The sequence below is a fragment of the Amorphus sp. 3PC139-8 genome (assembly GCF_040750475.1).
GTDB lineage: Bacteria > Pseudomonadota > Alphaproteobacteria > Rhizobiales > Amorphaceae > Amorphus.
The window spans coordinates 42,999-63,050 of sequence record NZ_JABJVY010000015.1; the positions used below are offsets into that span (position 1 = coordinate 42,999).

Sequence of the window (20,052 nt, forward strand, 5' to 3'; positions counted from 1 at the left end):
GATGCTCGAGCCGGAGGTCATCGTTGCGGTCGCAGCCCTCTATCTCGGCGGACTGTTCCTGCTCGCCTTCGTGAGCGACCGGCGGGCGGAGCGCGGACGCACCGGCTTCATCCGTTCTCCGATCGTCTACACCCTCTCGCTCGCCGTCTATTGCACCTCCTGGACCTTCTACGGGGCGGTCGGGTCGGCGGCGCGCAACGGCGTGGAATTCGCCACGATCTATATCGGGCCGACCTTCGTGTTCGTCGGCTGGTGGCTGCTTCTGCGCAAACTGGTCCGGATCTCGCGCAACCAGCAGCTCACCTCCATCGCCGATTTCGTCTCCGCCCGCTACGGTAAGAGCTCGGCGATTTCCGCCGTCGTCACGCTGATTGCGATCGTGGCGATCGCACCTTACATCGCGCTGCAGCTCAAGGCCGTCGCCACCAGCTTCGAGGCGATCGCCCGGCCGTCCCCGTTTGCCGACGGCACGGCGCCGCGCCCCGGCTTTCTGAGCGACACCGGCTTCTGGGTTGCGGCCTGCATGGCGGCCTTCGTCATCCTGTTCGGCACCCGTAAGATCGGCGCCGACGAAAGCCATCCGGGCGTCGTGGCGGCGATCGCGTTCGAATCCATGGTCAAGTTGCTGGCGCTGGTCGGCGTCGGCGTTCTCGTTGTGGCCGGCCTCTCGGGCGAGGGGATGCCCGGCGTCTTCTCCGGCGAATGGTCTCCCAAGGTCGCCCATCTCGCCACGCTCGCCCAATCCGACGAGACGCGCTGGATCGCGATCAGCTTTCTGTCGGCTGCGGCGATCGTCTGTCTGCCGCGCCAGTTCCAGGTGGCGGTGGTGGAGAACCAGGACGAGCGCCACCTGTTCACCGCCGCCTGGCTGTTCCCGCTCTATCTGCTGCTGATCAGCCTGTTCGTGGTGCCGATCGCGCTGGCCGGCATGACGCTGCTTCCCGTCGGCGCCAATCCGGATCTCTACGTGCTTACCGTGCCGCTCGCCGCCGGCTACGAGGAGCTGGCCATCCTCGCCTTCATCGGCGGGCTGTCGGCGGCGACCTCGATGGTGATCCTGTCATCGATCGCGCTGTCGATCATGATTTCCAACCATCTGATCACGCCGCTTCTTCTGCGCACCCGGCTGATCGAGAGCACGTCCGACAGCGACCTCTCGCAGACGGTCTTATTCATCCGCCGCATTTCGATCGTCGCGATTCTGGCCCTCGGCTATCTCTATTATCGCACCACGGCGGGAGCAAACGGGCTTGCCTCCATCGGCCTGATCTCGTTCGTCGGCGTGGCGCAGTTCCTGCCGGCGCTGGTGGGCGGGATCTACTGGCGCCGGGCAACCCGCGACGGCGCGCTCTCTGGGCTCGTGATCGGCTTCGTAGTTTGGGCCTATACGCTGCTGGTGCCGAGCCTGGCAGCCGGCGGCTGGAATATCGGCTGGCTGGTGGAGCACGGCGTGTTCGATCTCGACGTGCTGCGGCCGACTGCGCTGTTCGGCCTCCACGGTTGGGATCCTCTTGTCCATTCGTTGTTCTGGAGCTTTGGCGCCAACCTGACGGCGTACATATTCGTGTCGATCTTTACATCCCAGTCGCCGATCGAGCGGCTGCAGAGCGCGCTGTTCGTGGATGTGTTCGACCGTTCTCCGGCGTCGGCGGAGCCGGTTCTGCCCCGTTCGGCGCGGGCGGAAGACCTCTACCGGCTGAGCGAGCGCATTCTTGGGGCGGAGCGTACGGCATCCGTGTTCGAAGCCCAGGCGATGCGCCAGGGGCGCCCCGGCCGCTTGCCGCTGCCGGACCCGCAATTCATCGCGCTGGTCGAACGCCAGCTTGCCAGCGGCATCGGCGCCTCGTCGGCCGGGTTGATGGTGTCGCGGATTGCCAAGGGCGAGCCGATTGCCGTCGATACCGTGATGGCGCTTCTCGACGAGACCCGCGAGGCGATCCGATATTCGCGCGAGCTGGAGCGCAAATCTGTCGAGCTGGAGCGGATCGCCGGCGAACTCCGCGATGCCAACGAAAAGCTTACCCAGCTCGACAAGATGAAGGACGACTTCTTAAGCCGCGTCAGCCATGAACTCCGGACGCCGATGACCTCGATCCGCTCCTTCGCCGAATTGCTTGTCCATGAGGACGGGCTCGACGAGGCGCGTGCCCAACGTTTCGTGGCGATCATCGATCAGGAGAGCCGGCGTCTCACCCGGCTTCTCGACGAGATCCTGGATCTCAACAGGATGGAAAGCGGCCAGATCAACTGGAACATGGAAACGATCGACGCCGCGCAGGTGCTGCAGGACGCGATCGCCGTCATGACGGGGCTGGCCGAGCGTTGCGGGGTCCGGCTCACCTTCGTGCCGGTGACCTGGCCGGCCCACGTCGATGCCGATCCCGACCGGCTCAAGCAGGTGTTCGTGAACCTCTTGTCCAATGCGATCAAGTTCAACACATCCGCCGATCCCTTTGTGCGAATGTCGTTTTCGGTTCAGGATGGGCGCGTGGATTTTCGCATTGTCGACAATGGGCCCGGCATCCCGTCGGAGGATCGCGCCCATCTCTTCACCAAGTTCTCCCGCGCCTGGAACGAGCGCGCCGGTGATGCCAAGGGAAGCGGCCTTGGGCTTGCGATTTCGCTGCAGATCATGCGGGTGTTCGGCGGCGATATCCGTCTGGTCTCGACCGGGCCCACCGGCTCGATTTTCTCTGTTACGTTACCGGTGTCGCACCGCCACACCCCCGGCCCGGAGATTGTCGACGCGGCGAAATAGGGCAGTTTCAGGAAAAGCGGGACTCGGCTTTCCGTAAGAAATTGCTTTGGGAAACAGCCGTCAGGCCGCCCAGGGGCGCGACAGCCGATCGACGGCCGCTTCCAGCTCTTCATAGTGGCTGATCAGGAGGTCGGGCCCGATCTCCTGCATCGGCACTTCGGTGTAGCCGAAATCCACGCCGATCACCGGCGTTGCGGCTGCCCGCGCCGTGTCGACGTCGGTGCGGGAGTCGCCGACCATGATCGCCCGATCGGCTTGGCCGCCGGCGCGTGCGATCGTGCGCAACAGATGGTTGGGGTTGGGCTTGGCGACCCCGAAGGTATCGGGGCCGGCAATGGTCTGGAACCGGGCCGATAGGTCGAGCGCGTCGAGCAGTTTAACGGCCAGTGGCGCGCGCTTGTTGGTGCACACGGCGAACTGCCAGCCGGCGTCGGAAAGCCGGTCGAGCGCGTCCAGGAGGCCGGGATAGGGGTGGCTCGCGACCGCGATGTTGGCCTCGTAGTGGTCCAGGAACACCGCAAGCAGCCGGTCGACACGGGCGTCGGAGGCCGGTTCCTCGAGATCCTTCAAGGCTTGGACGATCATGGCGCGCGCACCGTGTCCGATCATCGAGCGGGCTCGAAAGACATCGGCGTGGGGCAAGCCTTCCAGCGCAAGGACGGTGTTGAGCGAGGCGGTCAGGTCCGGTGCGGTCTCGATCAGAGTTCCGTCGAGGTCGAACACCAGCAAGGAAGCGGCGGTCATGTCTGGCTCCAGAGGGACGGGGTTTGTGGCTGCCATAGCAGGATCGGCCCATGCGCGCACCGTCTGCGAACGCTCGATTGGGCGAATGCAAATGGTGGATGGGCGCCCCTCGGCGTGACGGATCGTGTTGACCTATGCTAAGGCCAGCGCGCCTCTTGCCACAGCTTTCCGGTTGTCTTTTGCATCCAGGCGGGCGTGGCGAGAAGCTATCGAGGATGAGGGCATGAGCGGTCAGATTGATCCTGCGGCGATGAAAGAGCGTGCGGCGCACGCGGCGGTTAGCCATGTGGAGCGCGGCATGCGCCTCGGTCTTGGCACGGGCTCGACGGCGGAAGCTTTCGTTCGCGGGCTGGCCGAGCGGGTCGCGGAAGGCCTGACGGTGGTGGGCGTCCCGACCTCCGAACGCACGGCGGCGTTGGCGCAGGAGCTGAAGATCCCGCTGTCCACTCTCGATGAGACGCCCGAGCTGGATCTGACGATCGACGGTGCCGACGAGATCGATCCCAAGCTTCGCCTGATCAAGGGCGGCGGCGGGGCGCTGTTGCGGGAAAAGATCGTGGCGGCGGCATCCCATCAGATGTTGGTGATTGCGGATTCCTCCAAAAGGGTCGACGTCCTTGGGGCCTTTCCGTTACCGATCGAGGTGGTCCCGTTCGGATTGGGGGCTTCGGTGCGCGCTATTCGGGCTGCGGCCGATGCGCTCGAGCTTGCCGGGGAGCTGACCGTGCGCAAAGCGGCGGACGGCGGCGTGTTCGTGACGGATGGCGGACATGTGATCGTCGATGCCGCGTTCGGACGGATTCCCGACCCGGAAGTGTTGGCCGATCGGCTGCTGCACATTCCCGGGGTCGTCGAGCACGGCCTGTTCATTGGCCTGGCCACGGGAGCCTTGATCGCCGGCGCGGATGAGGTCATTCACCTGTCCCAGGCATGAAGAGGGCGTTGTTCGGCCCATCGTGCGGCAGGCGGGGCGTATGAACCATGTGCTTCAATCTGTTGACGCAATTTCCGACCAGAACCCGGTGCGATTTGTTCTAGATTGAGTCTGTGGTTGCCAATATGGGACGGGATGTAGAAGGGCACGGGCTGTCCCTCGCCATCCCGCTCTTACGAATTGAGTTTCGATCGTGGTCGGAAGTGTCGGATCCCCAGGATCCACTCCGGCCTGATCCAGAAAAACGCGGAGAACGTTCATGCGCTGTCTTAATTGGTGTCGAACCGCTGGCGCGGCACTTGCCATCGGCCTTCTCGTGGCCGGCGCCCCGTCGGTTCAGGCCCAGTCGCAGCAGGGAGAGCAGGAAGAAGCTCTGACGCCGCAGCATCTGAAGGCCGCCCGGCGCGCCATCGATGCCGCCCAGGTCTCGGAAGGCTTCGACCAGATCCTGCCGACCTTGGCCGAACAGACCCAGACACTGTTCACGCGCAGCTACCCCTCTCTGACCGCCCAGATCGAGGAGACCACCACCCAGGTTGCTCTGGAAATGGCGCAGCGCCGCCCCCAACTCGATCGGACGGTCGAGGAAATCTGGGCGCGACGGTTCTCGGCCGACGAGCTGAACGAAATTGCCGACTTCTATCAGACGCCGACCGGCGAAAAGCTCGCCCGGCTGGGCCCGAGTATTTCGGCGCTCTCCATCGGCGCGTCGAAGCAGTGGGCGGATGCGATCTCCACCGAGATGGTGGAAGAGGTGCGCAAGCGGCTGAAGGCCCAAGGTCTCCCGCTTTGATCGTCTGACCGGTTGGCTGACCGGCGGAAGATGGCGCCCTCCGGTAAGAGGTGACGATGTCCGAGTTCGACTACGATTTGTTCGTGATCGGCGGCGGGTCCGGCGGCGTGCGCGCCGCCCGAATTGCCGCGCAGCACGGCGCCAAGGTGGCGCTCGCCGAGGAATATCGCTACGGCGGCACCTGCGTCATCCGCGGCTGTGTGCCCAAGAAGCTCCTGGTCTACGCCTCTCAGTTTTCCGAGGCATTCGAGGATGCCGTCGGCTTCGGCTGGAGCGGGCTTGAAGGTGCGACCTTCGACTGGGCGACGCTGATTGCGAACAAGGATCGCGAGATCGGCCGCCTGGAAGGGGCCTATCTGGCGAACCTTGAGCGCGCGGGCGTTGCGGCAATCCGCAGCCGCGCCACGCTGGAAAGCCCGCATCGGGTGTTTCTGGAGGCGGAGGATCGTTCGGTCACGGCCAAGACGATCCTGATCGCAACCGGAGGCCGGCCGAACATCGATCCGCGGCTGCCGGGTGTCGAGCACGTCATCACCTCCAACGAGGTCTTCCATCTGGAGACCTTGCCGGAGCGAGTGGTCGTTACGGGGGGCGGTTACATCGCGGTGGAGTTCGCCGGTATCCTGAATGGCCTCGGGGTCGAAACCACGCTGCTTTATCGCGGCGAGGAGATCCTGCGCGGCTTCGACGACGATCTGAGGACGGCGCTTCACGCCGAAATGGAGCGCAAGGGCGTTAAGATCGTCTGCGGCGACGTGTTCGAGAAGATCGAGAAGACGGACGCCGGGTTGCTCGGCCACACCGCCGCGGGGCATGTCCTGGCCGCCGATCAGATCCTGTTCGCGATCGGGCGCAGTCCTAATACCAATGGTCTCGGGCTCGAATGCGCCGGGGTCACGACCGACGTCCACGGCGCGATCGTCGTGGACGAATGGTCGCGCACCTCGGTGCCGTCGATCTATGCCGTCGGCGATGTCACCAACCGGATCAATCTCACGCCGGTGGCGATCCGCGAGGGTCACGCCTTCGCCGACACCGTATTCGGCGGTCGTCCGGTCAATGTCGATCACGAGACCGTCGCGAGTGCCGTGTTTTCTCAGCCGGAGCTCGGTACGGTCGGCCTGACGGAGGTGGAGGCGCGCGCCGCCTTCCAGATCGTCGACGTCTATAAGACGAACTTCCGGCCGATGCTGCATACGCTGTCGGGTCGCGAAGAGCGCATGCTGATGAAACTCGTCGTCGACGGAGAGACGGACCGCGTGCTGGGCGTTCACGTCATGGGTCACGGCGCGGCGGAAATGGTCCAGGTCCTCGGCATCCTTCTGAAGAAGGGAGCGACCAAGGCCGACTTCGACGCCACCGTCGCGGTCCATCCGACGGCGGCGGAAGAGCTCGTTACCATGCGCATGGCGCCGGAACGGTACGTTCGCGAAGCGGCGGAATGAACGACCTGACGACGGGCCGACGCGGCTCAGAGGACGTTGGCGAGGTCTTTCACTATTTCGGGTACGGCTCGCTGGTGAATGCCGCAACACGGCCCCAGAGCCAGACGGTGATTCCCGCGCGGCTTACCGGCTATCGGCGGGCATGGCGCGTGACGTCGCGCCGCTCGCTGATGTCGGGAACGTGTTCGCTCACGATTGTTGCCGCGGAGCCGGGTGCGGTGGTGAAGGGCGTGCTTGCCCGAGAAGCGGTGGCGAGCCTGCCGACCCTCGACAGGCGCGAGCGTCACTACGACCGGCTAACCGTTGGGCGGGACCAGGTCGCACCGGAAACGTCCGACCGGCATCCGGGCGAAGCCTATGTCTACCGGGTCAAGCAGCGCCATGATCGTTATGGCGATCGCCGATTTCCGGTCCTGCAGAGCTATGTCGACTGCGTGTTGCAGGGCTATCTGAAGGTGTTTGGTGAGCAAGGTGTCGCCGATTTCATGGCGACCACCGATGGTTGGCATGTGCCGGTCCTCGATGATCGCGACGAGCCGCTCTATCCGCGTGCGCAGACCTTGACTGACGAGGAACGGACCTTGGTCGACGATGCGCTCTCGACGGCCGGTGCGGTCCGCTTTAACCGCTAAACCGTCAAAACAGCCGGGTCAGAAGATCGCCGGCGAGGAAGGCGACGCCGGCCGCGGTCAAGCCGATCGCGAAGGTCTCCAAGCCGCATCTGAGCCAGGAGCGGGTGGAAAAGCGGCTGCGCACCGATCCGATCGCGAAGAAGACGAGGGCGGTAAGTCCGGTTGCCGCCGAGGGCGCCTCGGGGATCGACAACACGAACGGTGCCAGCGGCAGCGCTCCGCACAGACCGAAGGCGGCAAACGTCGCACCGGCGCTGCGTACCGGATCGGACTGCGTATTGGAGCGACCATATTCCTCCGCCAGCATGGTGTCGATCCAGACATCCTTGCGCTCGGTGATGAGGCTGACCAAGGTTTCCAGCTCTTCGCCCTGAAACCCCTTGTTTTGAAAGATCTGCCGGATCTCCTGGCGCTCGCCATCGGGAAAGAAGCGGATGTGGCGACGTTCCTGCTCAAGCAGGCGTCGATAATCCTCCCTTTCCGCGCGGGTTGCGGTATAGTTGGCGGCGGCCATGGAGAAGCCGTCGGCGAACAGGTTTGCCGCGCCCAGCACGAGCAGCACCTGGGTGGAAAACTCGGCGCCGATCGCGCCGGCGACGACGGCGAAGGTGGTCACGGTGCCATCGATGCCGCCATAGACCCAGTCGCGCAGATAGGACGCTTTCGGGCCGGCGGCGAGGCGGGCCTTGATGTCCGCTGGCTTGTGGCTGTGCTCGCCCTCCACCGGTGCTCCTGCGTGCTCTTGATCTTGTCGACGCCGGAGATCGCTGGACGGGTGGCCAAGAGACAACCGGCATGTGTATAAGTGCCCCCCACTCGCGGAACGCGGGGGGCGAACGGAACGACGCGCCGACGGCGGCGCCTTATTTGGAATGATTACAATGACTGAGACGTGGACACCAGCATCCTGGCGATCGAAGCCGATCAAGCAGGTGCCCGAGTACCCGGACGAGGGGGCGCTCGCGGCGGCTGAGGACCGTCTCTCGACCTATCCTCCACTGGTATTTGCAGGCGAGGCGCGCCGGCTGAAAGCGGAGCTCGCCGGTGTCGCCGCAGGCAATGGTTTCCTGCTCCAGGGTGGCGACTGCGCGGAATCCTTCGCGGAGCATCACCCCGACACCATTCGCGACTTCTTCCGCGTCTTCCTTCAGATGGCGGTGGTGCTGACCTACGCGGCCGCCTCGCCGGTGACGAAGGTCGGCCGGATTGCTGGCCAGTTCGCTAAGCCGCGCTCGTCCAATACGGAGAAGCAGGGCGACCTGGAGCTTCCGAGCTACCGCGGCGATATCATCAATGACATCGCCTTCACGCCGGAAAGCCGCACGCCGGACCCGGCGCGCCTGGAGATGGCCTACCGCCAGTCGGCGGCTACCTTGAATCTCCTGAGGGCGTTCGCCCAGGGCGGCTTCGCCAATCTCGACAACGTGCATCAGTGGATGCTGGGCTTTGTCACCGACAGCCCGCAGAGCCATCGATATCGTGTGATCGCGGACCGGATTTCGGAATCTCTCTCGTTCATGCGGGCGTGCGGCATCGAGCCGGGCAACACGCCTCAACTCCGCTCGACGGATCTCTACACCAGCCACGAGGCGCTGCTGCTCGGCTACGAACAGGCGCTGACCCGGATCGATTCCACCACCGGCGAGTGGTACGCGACTTCCGGTCACATGCTGTGGATCGGCGACCGGACGCGCCAGCTCGATCACGCCCATATCGAATTCTGCCGCGGGGTGAAGAATCCGATTGGGCTGAAGTGCGGCCCGTCGATGTCGGCGGAGGAACTGGTCCGTCTGATCGAGACCCTCAACCCGCAAAACGAGCCGGGCCGGCTGACCCTGATCGTGCGCCAGGGTGCCGACAAGGTGATGGACAACCTGCCGGGCCTGATCCGCGCGGTCTCTCGGGAAGGGCGCAGCGTGGTGTGGTCGTGCGACCCGATGCACGGCAACACGGTCTCCATGAACGGCTACAAGACGCGGCCCTTCGAGCGGGTTCTGTCGGAGGTGGAAACCTTCTTCGCGGTCCATCGCGCGGAGGGAACCCATGCCGGCGGCATCCACATCGAGATGACCGGCAAGAACGTCACCGAGTGCACCGGTGGCGCGCGGGCTGTGACCGCGGAAACCCTCTCGGACCGCTATCACACCCATTGCGATCCGCGTCTGAACGCGGAGCAGGCAATCGAGCTTGCCTTCCTGATCGCGGAGAACCTGCGCAAGGAGCGGCTCGACCAGGGCTACCGTGCGCCGACGGTGGCCGCGGAGTAGGGCGCTTTCGATCTCAGGGCGCGATGCGGGCGGAAAATCGGTTTCCGGCGGCATCCTGCGCGGGCGTTTCCGAAATGATGAACGATGCGTTTCCGGTTAGCGCCCTGCCTGCGCCGCTGGTGACCGCCTATATCTGCGGAAAGGCGGATGGGCGGCGTCCCTAGATGCGATCGGTCCTCCGCCCAAGCCGGAGTTACGCCATGCTGCCGTCCATCTTCGTTTCCCACGGTTCGCCGATGCTGGTCCTGTCGGACACGCCGGCGCGCCATTTCCTCGCCGAGTACGCCCACGCGCTGCCGCGGCCCGATGCGATCGTTCTGATCTCCGCGCATTACGAGACACGGGTTCCGGCGGTGCTGGGGGCGGCGCATCCCCGGATGATCTACGATTTCGGCGGGTTTGATCCCAGGCTGTTCGAGATGACCTATCCGGCACCGGGCGATCCCGCGCTTGCCAGCCGGATCGCCGGTTTGATTGAAGCCGTCGGCATGCCGGCCGTCGTGGATCAGACATGGGGTTTCGACCATGGGGTCTGGGTGCCGCTGAAGCTGCTCTATCCGGAGGCGGATATTCCGGTGGTTGCGATCTCGGTTCAGCCCGAGGAAGACGCCCGCCACCATTTCGAGCTCGGCCGGGCGCTCACTCCGCTGCGCGCCGACAACATCCTGGTGATCGGTTCGGGGTCGCTGACCCATAATCTTCGGGCAATCCGCACGGAACTCGGGCGCAATCCCGTCGATGCCGCTCCCGCCGACTGGGCTGTTGCCTTTTCCGATTGGATCGTGGACCGCATCAAGGCGCACGATATCGACGCGCTTCTCGACTATCGCCGCCAGGCGCCGTTCGCCGTCGAGAATCACCCGACCGACGAACATCTGATGCCCTTGTTCGTCGCGCTCGGTGCAGGCGGGGCGGTGCCTTCGCGGGTGCACACCTCCCACGAATACGGCGCGTTGATGATGGACGCTTACGCGTTCGCATAAAACCTGAAAAATGCCACTTGATTGCGGAGTGACGGTGCGCGCGCTATGTGCAGGCCTCCGTCGCTGGTACGCGCGTCGATCTGCTCCTGCCGGAGCAAAGGGATCAGCAACGGCTGAGCCTTATTCGAGGTTCATTGCAGCTTCTAGCGCACGAGACAGCCATCCATGGTCGAGACTGCGAGCATCCGGATCGCCATCGCCCAACTCGATCCGATCGTGGGCGATGTCGCCGGCAATCTCGACCTCGCGCTTGGAACTTGGCGAGAGGCGCGCGAAAAATCGGCCGACATTCTCGTCTTTCCGGAGCTTTTCATATCCGGCGCGCCGCCAGAGGGGCTGGCCGCGGACATTGCGTTCTGCGAAGCCTGCCGCTCCGCGATCGAGACGCTCGCCGATGTGACCGGCGACGGGAACGGTCCGGCAGTCTTGATCGGAACGCCGTGGCGTGAGGCCGGCCGGCTGTTCAACGCGGTTGCCGTGCTCGATCGCGGCGAGGTTCAGGCGCTCACCTACAAGGCGATGCTGTCGGTCGTCGGTTCGTTCGACGAGCGGCGCTTGTTCGTGCCGGGACCGACACCAGGGCCGATCGCGGTGCGAGGCGTTCGGCTCGGGATCGCGATTGGCGACGACTTGAGAGACGAGGATGTCGTGGAGTGCCTGGCGGAGACCGGCGCCGACATCCTGGTTGCGCCGATGGCGTCACCGTTCATACCGTCCGCGCCGGACCAGCGGCTGCAGGCGGCGGTTGCTCGGGTGGTTGCGTTCGAGTTGCCGGTCGTCGTCGCCAATCTCGTCGGTGGTCAGGACGAAGTGGTGTTCGACGGCGCTTCCTTCGGCCTGAACGCCGATCGGTCGTTGGGGTTTCAGCTCCCTCAGTTCGGCGAAAGCGTCGTGGTGACGCATTGGGATCGCGATGGCGAAAGCTGGACCGTGATCGACGGCCCGCGGGCGCGCCTTCCGGACGCCACCGAAGCGACCTGGCGCGCCTGTTTGTGCGGGCTCAAGGCCTATATGGAGAAGAACGGCTTTCGCGGCGTGACGCTCGATCTGACGGGAGGACTGGACTCGGCCGTTTGCGCGGCGATGGCCGTCGATGCGCTGGGGGCCGAGCGGGTGCACGCTCTTAGCTTGTTCGGCCAAAACGCGGCGCCGGAGAGCCTGGAGGATGCCGCCGAGGTGGCAAAGGTGCTTGGGATCGCACTGGAGACCGTGCCAATCGAGCCCGGCGCCGATGGCGTTCTCACTGCGCTTGCAGCGCATTCGTCGCCGTCGCTGGACGCCAATATCGACGAAATGATTGCCGCACGCGTGCGCGGCACGCTCTTGATGGCCCGCGCGCAAGCGACCCACACGCTGCCTCTTGCCGCCATCGGCAAGTCGGATCTCGCAACCGGCTTCGCGGCGTCTTGCGGCGACATGAGCGGCAGTTTCGACCCGATCAAGGACCTTTACCGGACGGACCTGGTTCGCTTGGCCCGTTGGCGCAACGGCAAGCGGCCACTGGACGCTCTGGGCCCTGAACGCAACGTCGTGCCGCAGCGTGTTCTTTCCAAGCCGCCGCACGCGGGCTTGAGCGCCGACCGGAGTCGTCAGGCGGCGATCCCGCCCCAGGCCATCCTGGATGGGATCCTCCAAGCGCTGCTGGAAGATGGATTGAGTGTGAGCCAGGTTACCGCGCGCGGCTATGTGCTTCAAACCGTGCGGGCTGTCGCAGACCTGATTTACCGGGCCGAGCCCAAGCGCCGCCAGGCGGCTCCCGGCGTGATGCTGACCTCGCACGGCATCGCGCAGGAGCGCCGCTTTCCGATCACCAATCGCTTCCGGGATAGGCGATGACCGAAATGTTGATGACCGTTCGACCGCTTGCCGCCAAAAGCCGCGCCCGTTCTCTCGGACGGGGAAGAAGGTGACGACCATGCAGGTTACGGTTCGTTTCGCGCCTTCGCCAACCGGCTATCTCCACATCGGCAATGCCCGAACCGCGCTCTTGAACGCGCTCGTCGCCCGGCACCATGGCGGCCGCTATGTGCTACGCCTCGACGATACCGACCAGGCGCGCTCGGAAGAGAGGTTCGCCGAGGCGATCGTGGAGGATCTGCGCTGGCTCGGCATCGAGCCGGATATGGTGGTGCGCCAGTCGGATCGCTTCGCGCGCTACGAAGAGGCTGTGGTCCGGCTGAAACAGGCAGGCTTGCTCTATCCCTGTTTCGAGACGGCCGAGGAGTTGGATGTTCGCCGCAAGCGCAGGCTGGCGCGACGACTGCCGCCGATCTACGACCGGGCAGGGCTGTTTCTCGACGATACCGCCCGCCAGCAGCTTCTCGACGAGGGCCGCAAACCCCATTGGCGCTTTCTTCTTCCCAATTTCGACGACGATCCGCGCGCCGTCCGGCCGACGCCGGTGACCTGGACGGATCTCTGTCGCGGCGACCAGAGCGTCGACCTTGGATCGGTCTCCGACCCCGTGCTAATCCGCGAGGACGGAACCTTCCTCTACACGCTGCCCTCAGTGGTCGACGACATCGAGCTCGGCATCAGCCATGTTGTGCGCGGCGATGATCACGTTACCAACACCGGCGTTCAGATTGCGATCTTTCGGGCGCTCGGCGCGACGCCGCCAAGCTTCGGCCATCACAATCTTCTGGTCCGCGCGGACGGAGAAGCGCTTTCCAAACGCACCGGCGCGCTCTCGCTGCGTTCGCTGCGCGAAAGCGGTTACGAGGCTATGGCGGTGGTCTCGCTCGCCGTGCTCACCGGCACCTCGCATGCGATTGAGGCGGTCTCCAGCCTGGACCGGCTTGCGAACGTCGTGGATCTGACCTCGATCAGTCGATCGGCGGCAACCTTCGATCCGGGCGATTTGGACAATCTGAACGGTGCGGTGCTGCAGGCCTACGACTATGCCGACGTGGCTGAGCGGCTTGCCGCGCTCGGCGTTGGAGGTGGCGAAGCGTTTTGGCTCGCCGTGCGCGACAACCTCACGCGTCTGTCGGAGGCCTCGGAGTGGTGGCAGGTCGTGACGGGGCCGGTCGAACCGGCGGTCGATCCGGACGATCGGGAGCTTTTGTCGCTGGCCGCCGATCTGCTGCCGGAGGAGCCTTGGGACGAGACGACCTTCTCCGCCTGGACGAAGGCGGTGGGCAAAGCATCGGGACGCAAGGGGCGGGCGCTGTTTGCGCCGTTGCGTCTCGCGCTTACTGGCCGCTCGTCCGGGCCTGAGCTTCGGCGGCTGATGCCGCTATTTGGTCGGCAAAGAACGTTGGACCGACTTTCCGCACGTTGAGATCGTCCTCGGTGATCTCCCGTGCGTCGCTGTCGTCATCGGACTTTGGACGGAGCGGAAGCTCTTTCAGGACGGCAGAAGCGGGGGAATCTTCCGCGACTTCCTGGGCATAGGCGGCGACTGTCAGCGAACCCTGTTCGGCATCTCCCGCCTCGACCGGAGTTTCCACGCCGTCTTCGCCCGTCTCGGTGGAGGCAAGTTCGCTCGCCTCGTCTTGCGGTGCGGCGTCGAGCGGGGTGGTCAGGCCGCGATCGCCGGCGGTCTTGATCTCCGGTGCCTGAAGCTCGCAGCCACAGCCAGAGATGACCTTGTCGCGATAAAGGAACGCCGTCGGCAGCGCGGTGTAGCGCTCGCCGGAGACGGTCGAGACCATGTCCTCAGGGTCGAGATAGCTTGGATGGGAGTAGAGCGAGACGTCCGCGCCCGGGCACCGGCCCTGGCAGATGGCGAGATCGCGCCGGTAGTTGCTGCTGGATGTGGAATAGCTGACCGGGAAATAGAAGCCGTCGCACAACCGCACGCACCAGGTCTTCATGCCGCCGCCGCGATAGACGCCGACGATCCCATCCCCCTCCGAGGTTCCCGACCGGTCGAGCCGTGCCCGATTGCTGTCCGCTGGTGCCTTTTCGCGTTGGGCATCCGGCGTCTCGACGTGGCGACCGTCCTCGCGGAAACGGGACGCGCGCTGTCCGCCACCGAATAGGCGGGCGAAGAAGCCAGGGGTTTCCCGCGCCTCGGCGCCGATAAAGTTGTCCGGCCGCGTGCCATGGATGATGACGCTGCCGTGAGTGGTGATGCCTGTGTTGCGCGCAGGCTGACTGCGGGCCTGGGAGGGCTGGCTCTGCTCCTGGCGCGAGCGGCGGGTGTTGGCTTGGCGCTGGGGCTCGGGGTCGGAACAGTTGCGCGCGATCGCCCGCTGAAGCTGACGGGCGCGCGCCGGATTGGCGGACCCACCGCTTCGCTTCAAGGAGGAGATCTGCGCATCGATCCCGGCGCAGACTTGCGGCCGGCCCCAGCTCGTCGCGTTGCGGCAGCCGTTGGCATTCGCGCGGCGTTCCAGGGAGGCAATCTCGGCAGTCGCCGAACCGGCGGAATTCAGGCGCGAAAGTTCCGAGCGCATCGCGGCGCAACTCTGCGCCGATGCGCTGCCGGTACCGACGATCATCATGATCGCGAGCGCGAACAGTCCAACCAGAAGGGCCGTGCGTCTTGGAGCCGACGGCAACGTCATCGTGGCGCCTTTCATGAGCGTACGACAGCTCGATCCGGGCACGCCACCGTACCCGTACCTCACACCTGCACTCGGTTAGTCCGGGTTCGGTGGAGGTTGCAAATCAAATTCGCGCGCGCTGATTCGTTCCATACTGTTGTTGCTATGCCGACACAGCGTCCGGCTGGACCGAGGGATGGGCCTTTTTGAACGCCTGCAATTCGTTGCAAGCGGCGTAAATTTCCCGGATTTTCGGGAATGCGGAGAGGTCGACGGAAAAACGCTCGGCGCTGAAGACCTGAGGGATCAGGTAGAGGTCGGCGAGCGTCGGCGTCCCCCCAAAACTATAGGGGCCGGGCTCGACCAGGGATTCAACGGCCGTGAAGCCGCGTTGGATCCACGTTGCGATCCATTCCTGCACCTTGGGCTCTTCCACGCCCAACGGACCGCGCAGATAGCTCAGGATGGCGAGGTTGTTGATCGGGTGGACGTCGCAGCCCACGATCGCCGCCACGCCGCGCACCTTTGCTCGGGCGACCGGGTCCTTCGGCAGCAGCGGCGGCTCGGGATGGACCTCCTCCAACCACTCCAGGATCGCCGGCGACTGAACCAGGATGGTGCCGTCCTCCAGCCTCAGCGAGGGGACTCGCTCCTGCGGATTGATCGCCTTGTAGGCGTCGCTGTGCTGCTCGCCTCCGTTGCGGGTCAGGTGCACCGGGATGTGCTCGTAGGAAAGGTTCTTGTAGTTCAGCGCGATGCGGGTGCGGTAGGCGGCGCCGGAGCGGAAATAGTCGTAGAGGGCGAGCGTCATTAAAATTGGTCCTCGCTGATGGAACGGGAAAGATCGCGAGCCCGCTCGGTCAAACGCTCCAGGATCGACTGAAGCTGCGCGCGCTCGCTTGGAGATAGGGCATCCACAAGAGCCGCATTGAAGGCGCGGGCGGACGGCACGAATTCCTCGTAGATGGTGCGTCCCTGGTCGGTCAGCCGCAACAGGGCCTCTCGCTGGTCGGCGCGATTGCGTTCGCGCTCGAGGAAGCGTTTTTCCACCAAGGCAGCGACGGCACGGGAGACCTTCGTCTTGTGCATCTGACCGATGGCGCCGATCTCGGTCGCCGTCATGGTGCCATGCGGACCGAGGATCGCCAAAACGCGCCATTCAGGGATGGAGATACCGTAGCGCTCGCCATAGAGGCGGGAGAGGGACTGGCTGACCGTCTCCGACAGCACCGAGAGCAGATAGGGGAGAAAGGCGTCGAGCTGCAGTGCGTCCGCATCGCGTTCGGCGTCAGCGGCGTCAACTGTCGCCTCGGCGTTCGATTTGGAGGATTGCGGAGCTTTCGTCGCCAATTTCGAATCCCCTCCCGTTCATAGAAGCGAAAAAGGGCCGACCCGGTTGGACGCAGCCTCCCTGTTGGCGAATAGCGGGCTGGTCCCGCCGGGGCAAGAGGCAGCTGGGCGACAGGTGCGACTGACGTGGGTCTCGTCGTCTGGATCGAAACGGTTATGCCAGCATGCGCTTGAGCAGACGCCGGAAGGTTTCCTGTTCCGACGGCTCCAGCTTTGCAAGAAAGCGGCGCTCGAAATCCAGCGCCATATCCACAATTTCCGCGACCACGTTCTGGCCCTTCGCGGTCAGCGTCAGCGCCACCAGCCGGCGGTCGTCGTCCGGGATCTCCTTGACGATGAGACCGGCCGCCTCCAGCCGCGTCGCGGCGCGCGACACCTTCACTTTGTCCATCTCCACCCGTCGATAGATCTCGCGCACCGACACATGATCATTCTGGCTCAAATGCGCCAGCACGCGCCATTCCGGGATCGAAATCCCGAAGCGCTCGCCATATTCCGCGCCCAGTTCGACGGACAGGCGCGTGCCGAGCACGTTGACGAGATAGGGCACGAACTCGTCGAGATCGAAGCCAATGGTCACCTCGCTCAAGGGTGGGGCCTCCTGCATCCTGCGATTTGCGGTGGTCGATGGAACGCTACCGGATTGACTTTCGTTTCATATGATATGACCTTCCCGCAACCTTGCCCCTTTCGGGTGACAAGAGCAACGTCGCGTTCGACGAGGAGGAAGCGATGACGCTTGCCTACATGCCGGGCTTCGGCAACGACTTCGAGACCGAGTCGCTCCCCGGCGCCTTGCCCCAAGGACAGAATTCGCCCCAGCGCTGCGCCTATGGCCTTTATGCGGAGCAGTTGTCCGGCTCGCCGTTCACCGCCCCCAGAGGCACGAACGAGCGCTCCTGGCTCTATCGGATTCGGCCGTCGGTCCGTCACACCAGCCGCTTCAAGTCGATCGTGCTTGCCGATTGGAAATCGGCGCCGAACCTGGACGACAGCGAGCTCCCAATCGGACAGCTTCGCTGGGATCCGACCCCGATGCCGAATGCCGACACGAATTTCCTGCAGGGCATCCGCACCATGACCACGGCCGGCGACGCGCCCACCCAAGTGGGCATGGCGGCGCATACCTATGCCTTCAACGAGGACATGGGCGACGAGGTCTTTTTCAACGCCGACGGCGAAATGCTGGTGGTCCCCCAGGAAGGGACCCTCGACCTTTTCACCGAGCTCGGACGGATCTTGGTCGCGCCGGGCGAGATCGTGGTGCTGCCGCGCGGCATGATGTTCAGGGTTGCGCTGAAGGACGGCCCGGGCCGCGGCTATATTTGCGAGAATTACGGCGCGAAGTTCACGCTGCCGGATCGCGGGCCGATCGGCGCCAACTGCCTGGCCAATCCGCGCGACTTCAAGGCACCGGTCGCCGCTTACGAGGATCGCGACGAGCCGCACAAGGTCGTGGTCAAGTGGTGCGGCAGGTTCTACGAGACGGAGATCGACCATTCGCCGCTCGACGTGGTCGCCTGGCACGGCAACTACACGCCCTACAAATACGATCTTTCGACCTTCTCGCCGGTGGGGGCGATCCTGTTCGACCATCCCGACCCGTCGATCTTTACGGTGCTGACGGCACCGTCCGGGGAGGAGGGCACGGCCAACGTCGATTTCGTGATCTTCCCGCCGCGCTGGATGGTGGCGGAACACACTTTCCGGCCGCCCTGGTACCACCGCAACATCATGTCGGAATTCATGGGCCTCATTCATGGCCAGTACGATGCCAAGGAAAAGGGCTTCGTGCCGGGCGGCATGAGCCTGCACAACATGATGCTGCCGCACGGGCCGGATGCGTTCGGCTTCGAGAAGGCGTCGACGTCCGAGCTTCAGCCGACCAAGCTCGAAGACACCATGGCCTTCATGTTCGAAACCCGATACCCCCAGCATCTCACGCGCTACGCTTCAGAGACCCAGACCCTGCAGGACGACTATCTCGACTGCTGGTCGGGACTGGAGAAGCGCTTCGACGGAACGCCTGAGGGAAAGTGGGACTGATGAAACTCGCCACCTTGAAGACCGGCGGCCGCGATGGGCGCCTTGTCGTGGTTTCACGCGACCTGACCGAGATGACCGATGCCGGCGAAATCGCGCCGACGCTGCAGGACGCGCTCGACGATTGGGAGCATGCCGGCGCGAAGCTGGAAGCCTTGGCCGAAAGCCTGTCCCACGGGTCTGTGCCTTCGGAGCGCTTTCATGAGCACAACGCGCTGAGCCCGCTTCCTCGGGCCTATCAGTGGGCCGACGGCTCCGCCTACGTGAACCACGTGGAACTGGTGCGCAAGGCGCGCGGCGCGCAGATGCCACAGTCCTTCTGGACCGATCCGCTGATGTACCAGGGCGGTTCCGATTCCTTCCTGGCTCCGCGCGATCCGATTCGGCTCGCCGACGAGGCCTGGGGCATCGATTTCGAGGCTGAAATCGCCGTTATCGTTGACGACGTGCCGATGGGGGCCACGCCGGAGGTCGCCGCTTCCAAGATCCGGCTCATCATGCTGGTCAACGATGTGTCGCTGCGCGGGCTGATTCCGGCCGAGCTCGGCAAGGGGTTTGGTTTCTTTCAGTCCAAGCCCTCGTCGGCCTTCTCGCCGGTCGCGGTGACACCGGATGAGCTCGGATCCGCCTGGGATGGTGGCAAGCTGCACCTGCCGCTGAACGTCGACTACAACGGCAAGCCGTTCGGACGGGCGAATGCGGGCGTCGACATGACGTTCGACTTCCCGACGCTGATCGCCCATGCCGCCAAGACCCGGCCGCTCTGTGCCGGCTCCATCATCGGCTCGGGCACTGTCTCCAACAAGCTCGACGGCGGCCCCGGCAAGACCATCGAAGAGGGTGGCGTCGGCTATTCGTGCCTGGCGGAAATCCGGACGGTCGAGACCATCAACTCGGGCGAGGCGAAAACCCCGTTCATGGCCTTCGGCGACAACGTTCGCATCGAGATGCTCGACGAGAAGCACCACTCGATCTTCGGTGCGATCGAGCAGACGGTGGAGAAGTATGAGGGCTAACCGGCTGGTTCCCGCCGCAATGCTCTTCGGCGCCGTTGTGCTTGCGGCCGGCACGGCGTCGGCGGCCGACCCGACCGCGCCGGTCAAGGAGATCATGACGGCGACCGAGGCGAACTGGGCGGAGGACGGGTCGGAGTTTCAGAACCTGTTCTCGGAGGACCGGCTGAACCGGCTCTACAGCGAAGAGTTCGTCGCGCTCTTCCGTAAGGCGTCGGACAACGCGTTCGCCCAAGAGGCCGGGACGCCGTTCGACTACGATGTCATCGTAAACGCCCAGGATGGCTGCCCGCTGGAAGACGTGACGATCAAGCCGCAATCGTCCGCAAGTGGGCGAACCGTCGTCGTTGCACGCTTCAAATCGACGACCTGTTTCGGCGACGATCCCGATTTCCAGAAGGCTACCGAGACGCGCTTCGAAGTGGTGGAAGACGGCGGCCACGCCGTCATCGACGATATCCGAACGCCGGACGGCGATGGCGGTTTCAGCTCTTTGAAAAACGAGATGAGAACGTTCGCCGAGTTCAACACGTCAAACTGAGACACGAGAGCGAACCCCGCGTCAGTGCTCGGCACTGGCGGAGAGATCGACGAGAC

The 20,052-nt window shown here is 64.6% G+C and carries 18 protein-coding genes; 12 read left to right on the forward strand and 6 right to left on the reverse strand.

Features of this window, described 5'->3' with window-relative positions; translation table 11 throughout:
• Position 1 precedes the first annotated feature (1 nt).
• On the forward strand, positions 2-2,758 hold the full coding sequence (locus HNS03_RS14845) for an ATP-binding protein (protein ID WP_367196289.1): 2,757 nt from the start codon (positions 2-4) through the stop codon (positions 2,756-2,758).
• Positions 2,759-2,818: 60 nt separating this feature from the next.
• Here the strand turns inward: HNS03_RS14845 and HNS03_RS14850 are convergent, their stop codons facing one another.
• Positions 2,819-3,502: an HAD-IA family hydrolase gene (locus tag HNS03_RS14850; RefSeq protein ID WP_367196290.1), complete on the reverse strand. Its 684-nt coding sequence runs from the start codon at positions 3,500-3,502 to the stop codon at positions 2,819-2,821.
• Positions 3,503-3,737: 235 nt separating this feature from the next.
• Here HNS03_RS14850 and rpiA point away from each other — a divergent pair, with 235 nt between their 5' ends.
• The 4 genes from rpiA (at position 3,738) to HNS03_RS14870 (ending at position 7,306) form a co-directional block, all read left to right on the forward strand.
• Entirely contained in the window at positions 3,738-4,436 is a 699-nt protein-coding gene (gene rpiA, locus HNS03_RS14855) for a ribose-5-phosphate isomerase RpiA (RefSeq protein WP_367196418.1), read from the forward strand.
• Positions 4,437-4,695: 259 nt separating this feature from the next.
• The gene (locus tag HNS03_RS14860) at positions 4,696-5,229 is read left to right on the forward strand and encodes a DUF2059 domain-containing protein (RefSeq protein WP_367196291.1); all 534 of its coding nucleotides are present in this window, start codon (positions 4,696-4,698) and stop codon (positions 5,227-5,229) included.
• Between the two features lie 56 nt (positions 5,230-5,285).
• Positions 5,286-6,674 (forward strand): glutathione-disulfide reductase, encoded by a 1,389-nt coding sequence (gene gor, locus HNS03_RS14865; protein WP_367196292.1) that lies wholly within the window; start codon positions 5,286-5,288, stop codon positions 6,672-6,674.
• Positions 6,671-7,306, forward strand: coding sequence for a gamma-glutamylcyclotransferase family protein (locus HNS03_RS14870; RefSeq protein WP_367196293.1), 636 nt, complete (start codon positions 6,671-6,673; stop codon positions 7,304-7,306). The genes gor and HNS03_RS14870 overlap by 4 nt, the downstream gene beginning before the upstream one ends.
• A gap of 4 nt (positions 7,307-7,310) precedes the next feature.
• On the opposite strand, the gene HNS03_RS14875 is transcribed toward HNS03_RS14870, so the two are convergent.
• Positions 7,311-8,030, reverse strand: coding sequence for a VIT1/CCC1 transporter family protein (locus HNS03_RS14875; protein ID WP_367196294.1), 720 nt, complete (start codon positions 8,028-8,030; stop codon positions 7,311-7,313).
• A 157-nt stretch (positions 8,031-8,187) separates the two neighbouring features.
• On the opposite strand from HNS03_RS14875, the gene HNS03_RS14880 reads away from it, so the two are divergent.
• The 4 genes from HNS03_RS14880 (at position 8,188) to HNS03_RS14895 (ending at position 13,839) form a co-directional block, all read left to right on the forward strand.
• The gene (locus HNS03_RS14880) at positions 8,188-9,573 is read left to right on the forward strand and encodes a class II 3-deoxy-7-phosphoheptulonate synthase (RefSeq protein ID WP_367196295.1); all 1,386 of its coding nucleotides are present in this window, start codon (positions 8,188-8,190) and stop codon (positions 9,571-9,573) included.
• Between the two features lie 200 nt (positions 9,574-9,773).
• Complete coding sequence (locus HNS03_RS14885; protein ID WP_367196296.1) at positions 9,774-10,556, forward strand: class III extradiol ring-cleavage dioxygenase; 783 nt, start codon at positions 9,774-9,776, stop codon at positions 10,554-10,556.
• Between the two features lie 165 nt (positions 10,557-10,721).
• Positions 10,722-12,392, forward strand: coding sequence for an NAD+ synthase (locus tag HNS03_RS14890; protein ID WP_367196297.1), 1,671 nt, complete (start codon positions 10,722-10,724; stop codon positions 12,390-12,392).
• Positions 12,393-12,471: 79 nt separating this feature from the next.
• Positions 12,472-13,839 carry a glutamate--tRNA ligase gene (locus tag HNS03_RS14895; protein WP_367196298.1) on the forward strand — a complete coding sequence of 456 codons (1,368 nt, stop codon included), beginning with the start codon at positions 12,472-12,474 and terminating at the stop codon, positions 13,837-13,839.
• Here HNS03_RS14895 and HNS03_RS14900 read toward each other — a convergent pair.
• From HNS03_RS14900 to HNS03_RS14915, 4 genes are all read right to left on the reverse strand, one after another.
• Positions 13,751-15,070, reverse strand: coding sequence for a DUF2865 domain-containing protein (locus tag HNS03_RS14900; RefSeq protein ID WP_367196299.1), 1,320 nt, complete (start codon positions 15,068-15,070; stop codon positions 13,751-13,753). The two genes, HNS03_RS14895 and HNS03_RS14900, sit on opposite strands and share 89 nt — an antisense overlap.
• Positions 15,071-15,212: 142 nt before the next feature.
• On the reverse strand, positions 15,213-15,860 hold the full coding sequence (gene maiA, locus HNS03_RS14905) for a maleylacetoacetate isomerase (RefSeq protein ID WP_367196300.1): 648 nt from the start codon (positions 15,858-15,860) through the stop codon (positions 15,213-15,215).
• A complete protein-coding gene (locus tag HNS03_RS14910) occupies positions 15,860-16,399 on the reverse strand; it encodes a MarR family winged helix-turn-helix transcriptional regulator (RefSeq protein WP_367196301.1) in 540 nt (179 codons plus the stop codon). Before HNS03_RS14910 ends, maiA begins: the two co-directional genes overlap by 1 nt.
• 154 nt (positions 16,400-16,553) lie before the next feature.
• Positions 16,554-16,979 (reverse strand): MarR family winged helix-turn-helix transcriptional regulator, encoded by a 426-nt coding sequence (locus HNS03_RS14915; RefSeq protein ID WP_367196419.1) that lies wholly within the window; start codon positions 16,977-16,979, stop codon positions 16,554-16,556.
• A gap of 152 nt (positions 16,980-17,131) precedes the next feature.
• Between HNS03_RS14915 and hmgA the strand changes: the two genes are divergently transcribed.
• The 3 genes from hmgA to HNS03_RS14930 are packed head-to-tail and all read left to right on the forward strand — an operon-like array spanning position 17,132 to position 19,996.
• Positions 17,132-18,445, forward strand: coding sequence for a homogentisate 1,2-dioxygenase (hmgA, locus tag HNS03_RS14920; protein ID WP_367196302.1), 1,314 nt, complete (start codon positions 17,132-17,134; stop codon positions 18,443-18,445).
• Positions 18,445-19,458: a fumarylacetoacetate hydrolase family protein gene (locus HNS03_RS14925; protein WP_367196303.1), complete on the forward strand. Its 1,014-nt coding sequence runs from the start codon at positions 18,445-18,447 to the stop codon at positions 19,456-19,458. The genes hmgA and HNS03_RS14925 overlap by 1 nt, the downstream gene beginning before the upstream one ends.
• Positions 19,448-19,996 carry a hypothetical protein gene (locus HNS03_RS14930; protein WP_367196304.1) on the forward strand — a complete coding sequence of 183 codons (549 nt, stop codon included), beginning with the start codon at positions 19,448-19,450 and terminating at the stop codon, positions 19,994-19,996. The genes HNS03_RS14925 and HNS03_RS14930 overlap by 11 nt, the downstream gene beginning before the upstream one ends.
• The last annotated feature ends 56 nt before the right edge of the window (positions 19,997-20,052 follow it).

Coding starts and splice junctions, on each gene's coding strand:
- HNS03_RS14845 (WP_367196289.1), top strand. CDS start 2: ATGCTCGAGCCGGAGGTCATCGTTGCGGTCGCAGCCCTCTATCTCGGC.
- HNS03_RS14850 (WP_367196290.1), bottom strand. CDS start 3,502: ATGACCGCCGCTTCCTTGCTGGTGTTCGACCTCGACGGAACTCTGATC.
- HNS03_RS14860 (WP_367196291.1), top strand. CDS start 4,696: ATGCGCTGTCTTAATTGGTGTCGAACCGCTGGCGCGGCACTTGCCATC.
- gor (WP_367196292.1), top strand. CDS start 5,286: ATGTCCGAGTTCGACTACGATTTGTTCGTGATCGGCGGCGGGTCCGGC.
- HNS03_RS14870 (WP_367196293.1), top strand. CDS start 6,671: ATGAACGACCTGACGACGGGCCGACGCGGCTCAGAGGACGTTGGCGAG.
- HNS03_RS14880 (WP_367196295.1), top strand. CDS start 8,188: ATGACTGAGACGTGGACACCAGCATCCTGGCGATCGAAGCCGATCAAG.
- HNS03_RS14885 (WP_367196296.1), top strand. CDS start 9,774: ATGCTGCCGTCCATCTTCGTTTCCCACGGTTCGCCGATGCTGGTCCTG.
- HNS03_RS14890 (WP_367196297.1), top strand. CDS start 10,722: ATGGTCGAGACTGCGAGCATCCGGATCGCCATCGCCCAACTCGATCCG.
- HNS03_RS14895 (WP_367196298.1), top strand. CDS start 12,472: ATGCAGGTTACGGTTCGTTTCGCGCCTTCGCCAACCGGCTATCTCCAC.
- HNS03_RS14900 (WP_367196299.1), bottom strand. CDS start 15,070: ATGACGTTGCCGTCGGCTCCAAGACGCACGGCCCTTCTGGTTGGACTG.
- maiA (WP_367196300.1), bottom strand. CDS start 15,860: ATGACGCTCGCCCTCTACGACTATTTCCGCTCCGGCGCCGCCTACCGC.
- hmgA (WP_367196302.1), top strand. CDS start 17,132: ATGACGCTTGCCTACATGCCGGGCTTCGGCAACGACTTCGAGACCGAG.
- HNS03_RS14925 (WP_367196303.1), top strand. CDS start 18,445: ATGAAACTCGCCACCTTGAAGACCGGCGGCCGCGATGGGCGCCTTGTC.
- HNS03_RS14930 (WP_367196304.1), top strand. CDS start 19,448: ATGAGGGCTAACCGGCTGGTTCCCGCCGCAATGCTCTTCGGCGCCGTT.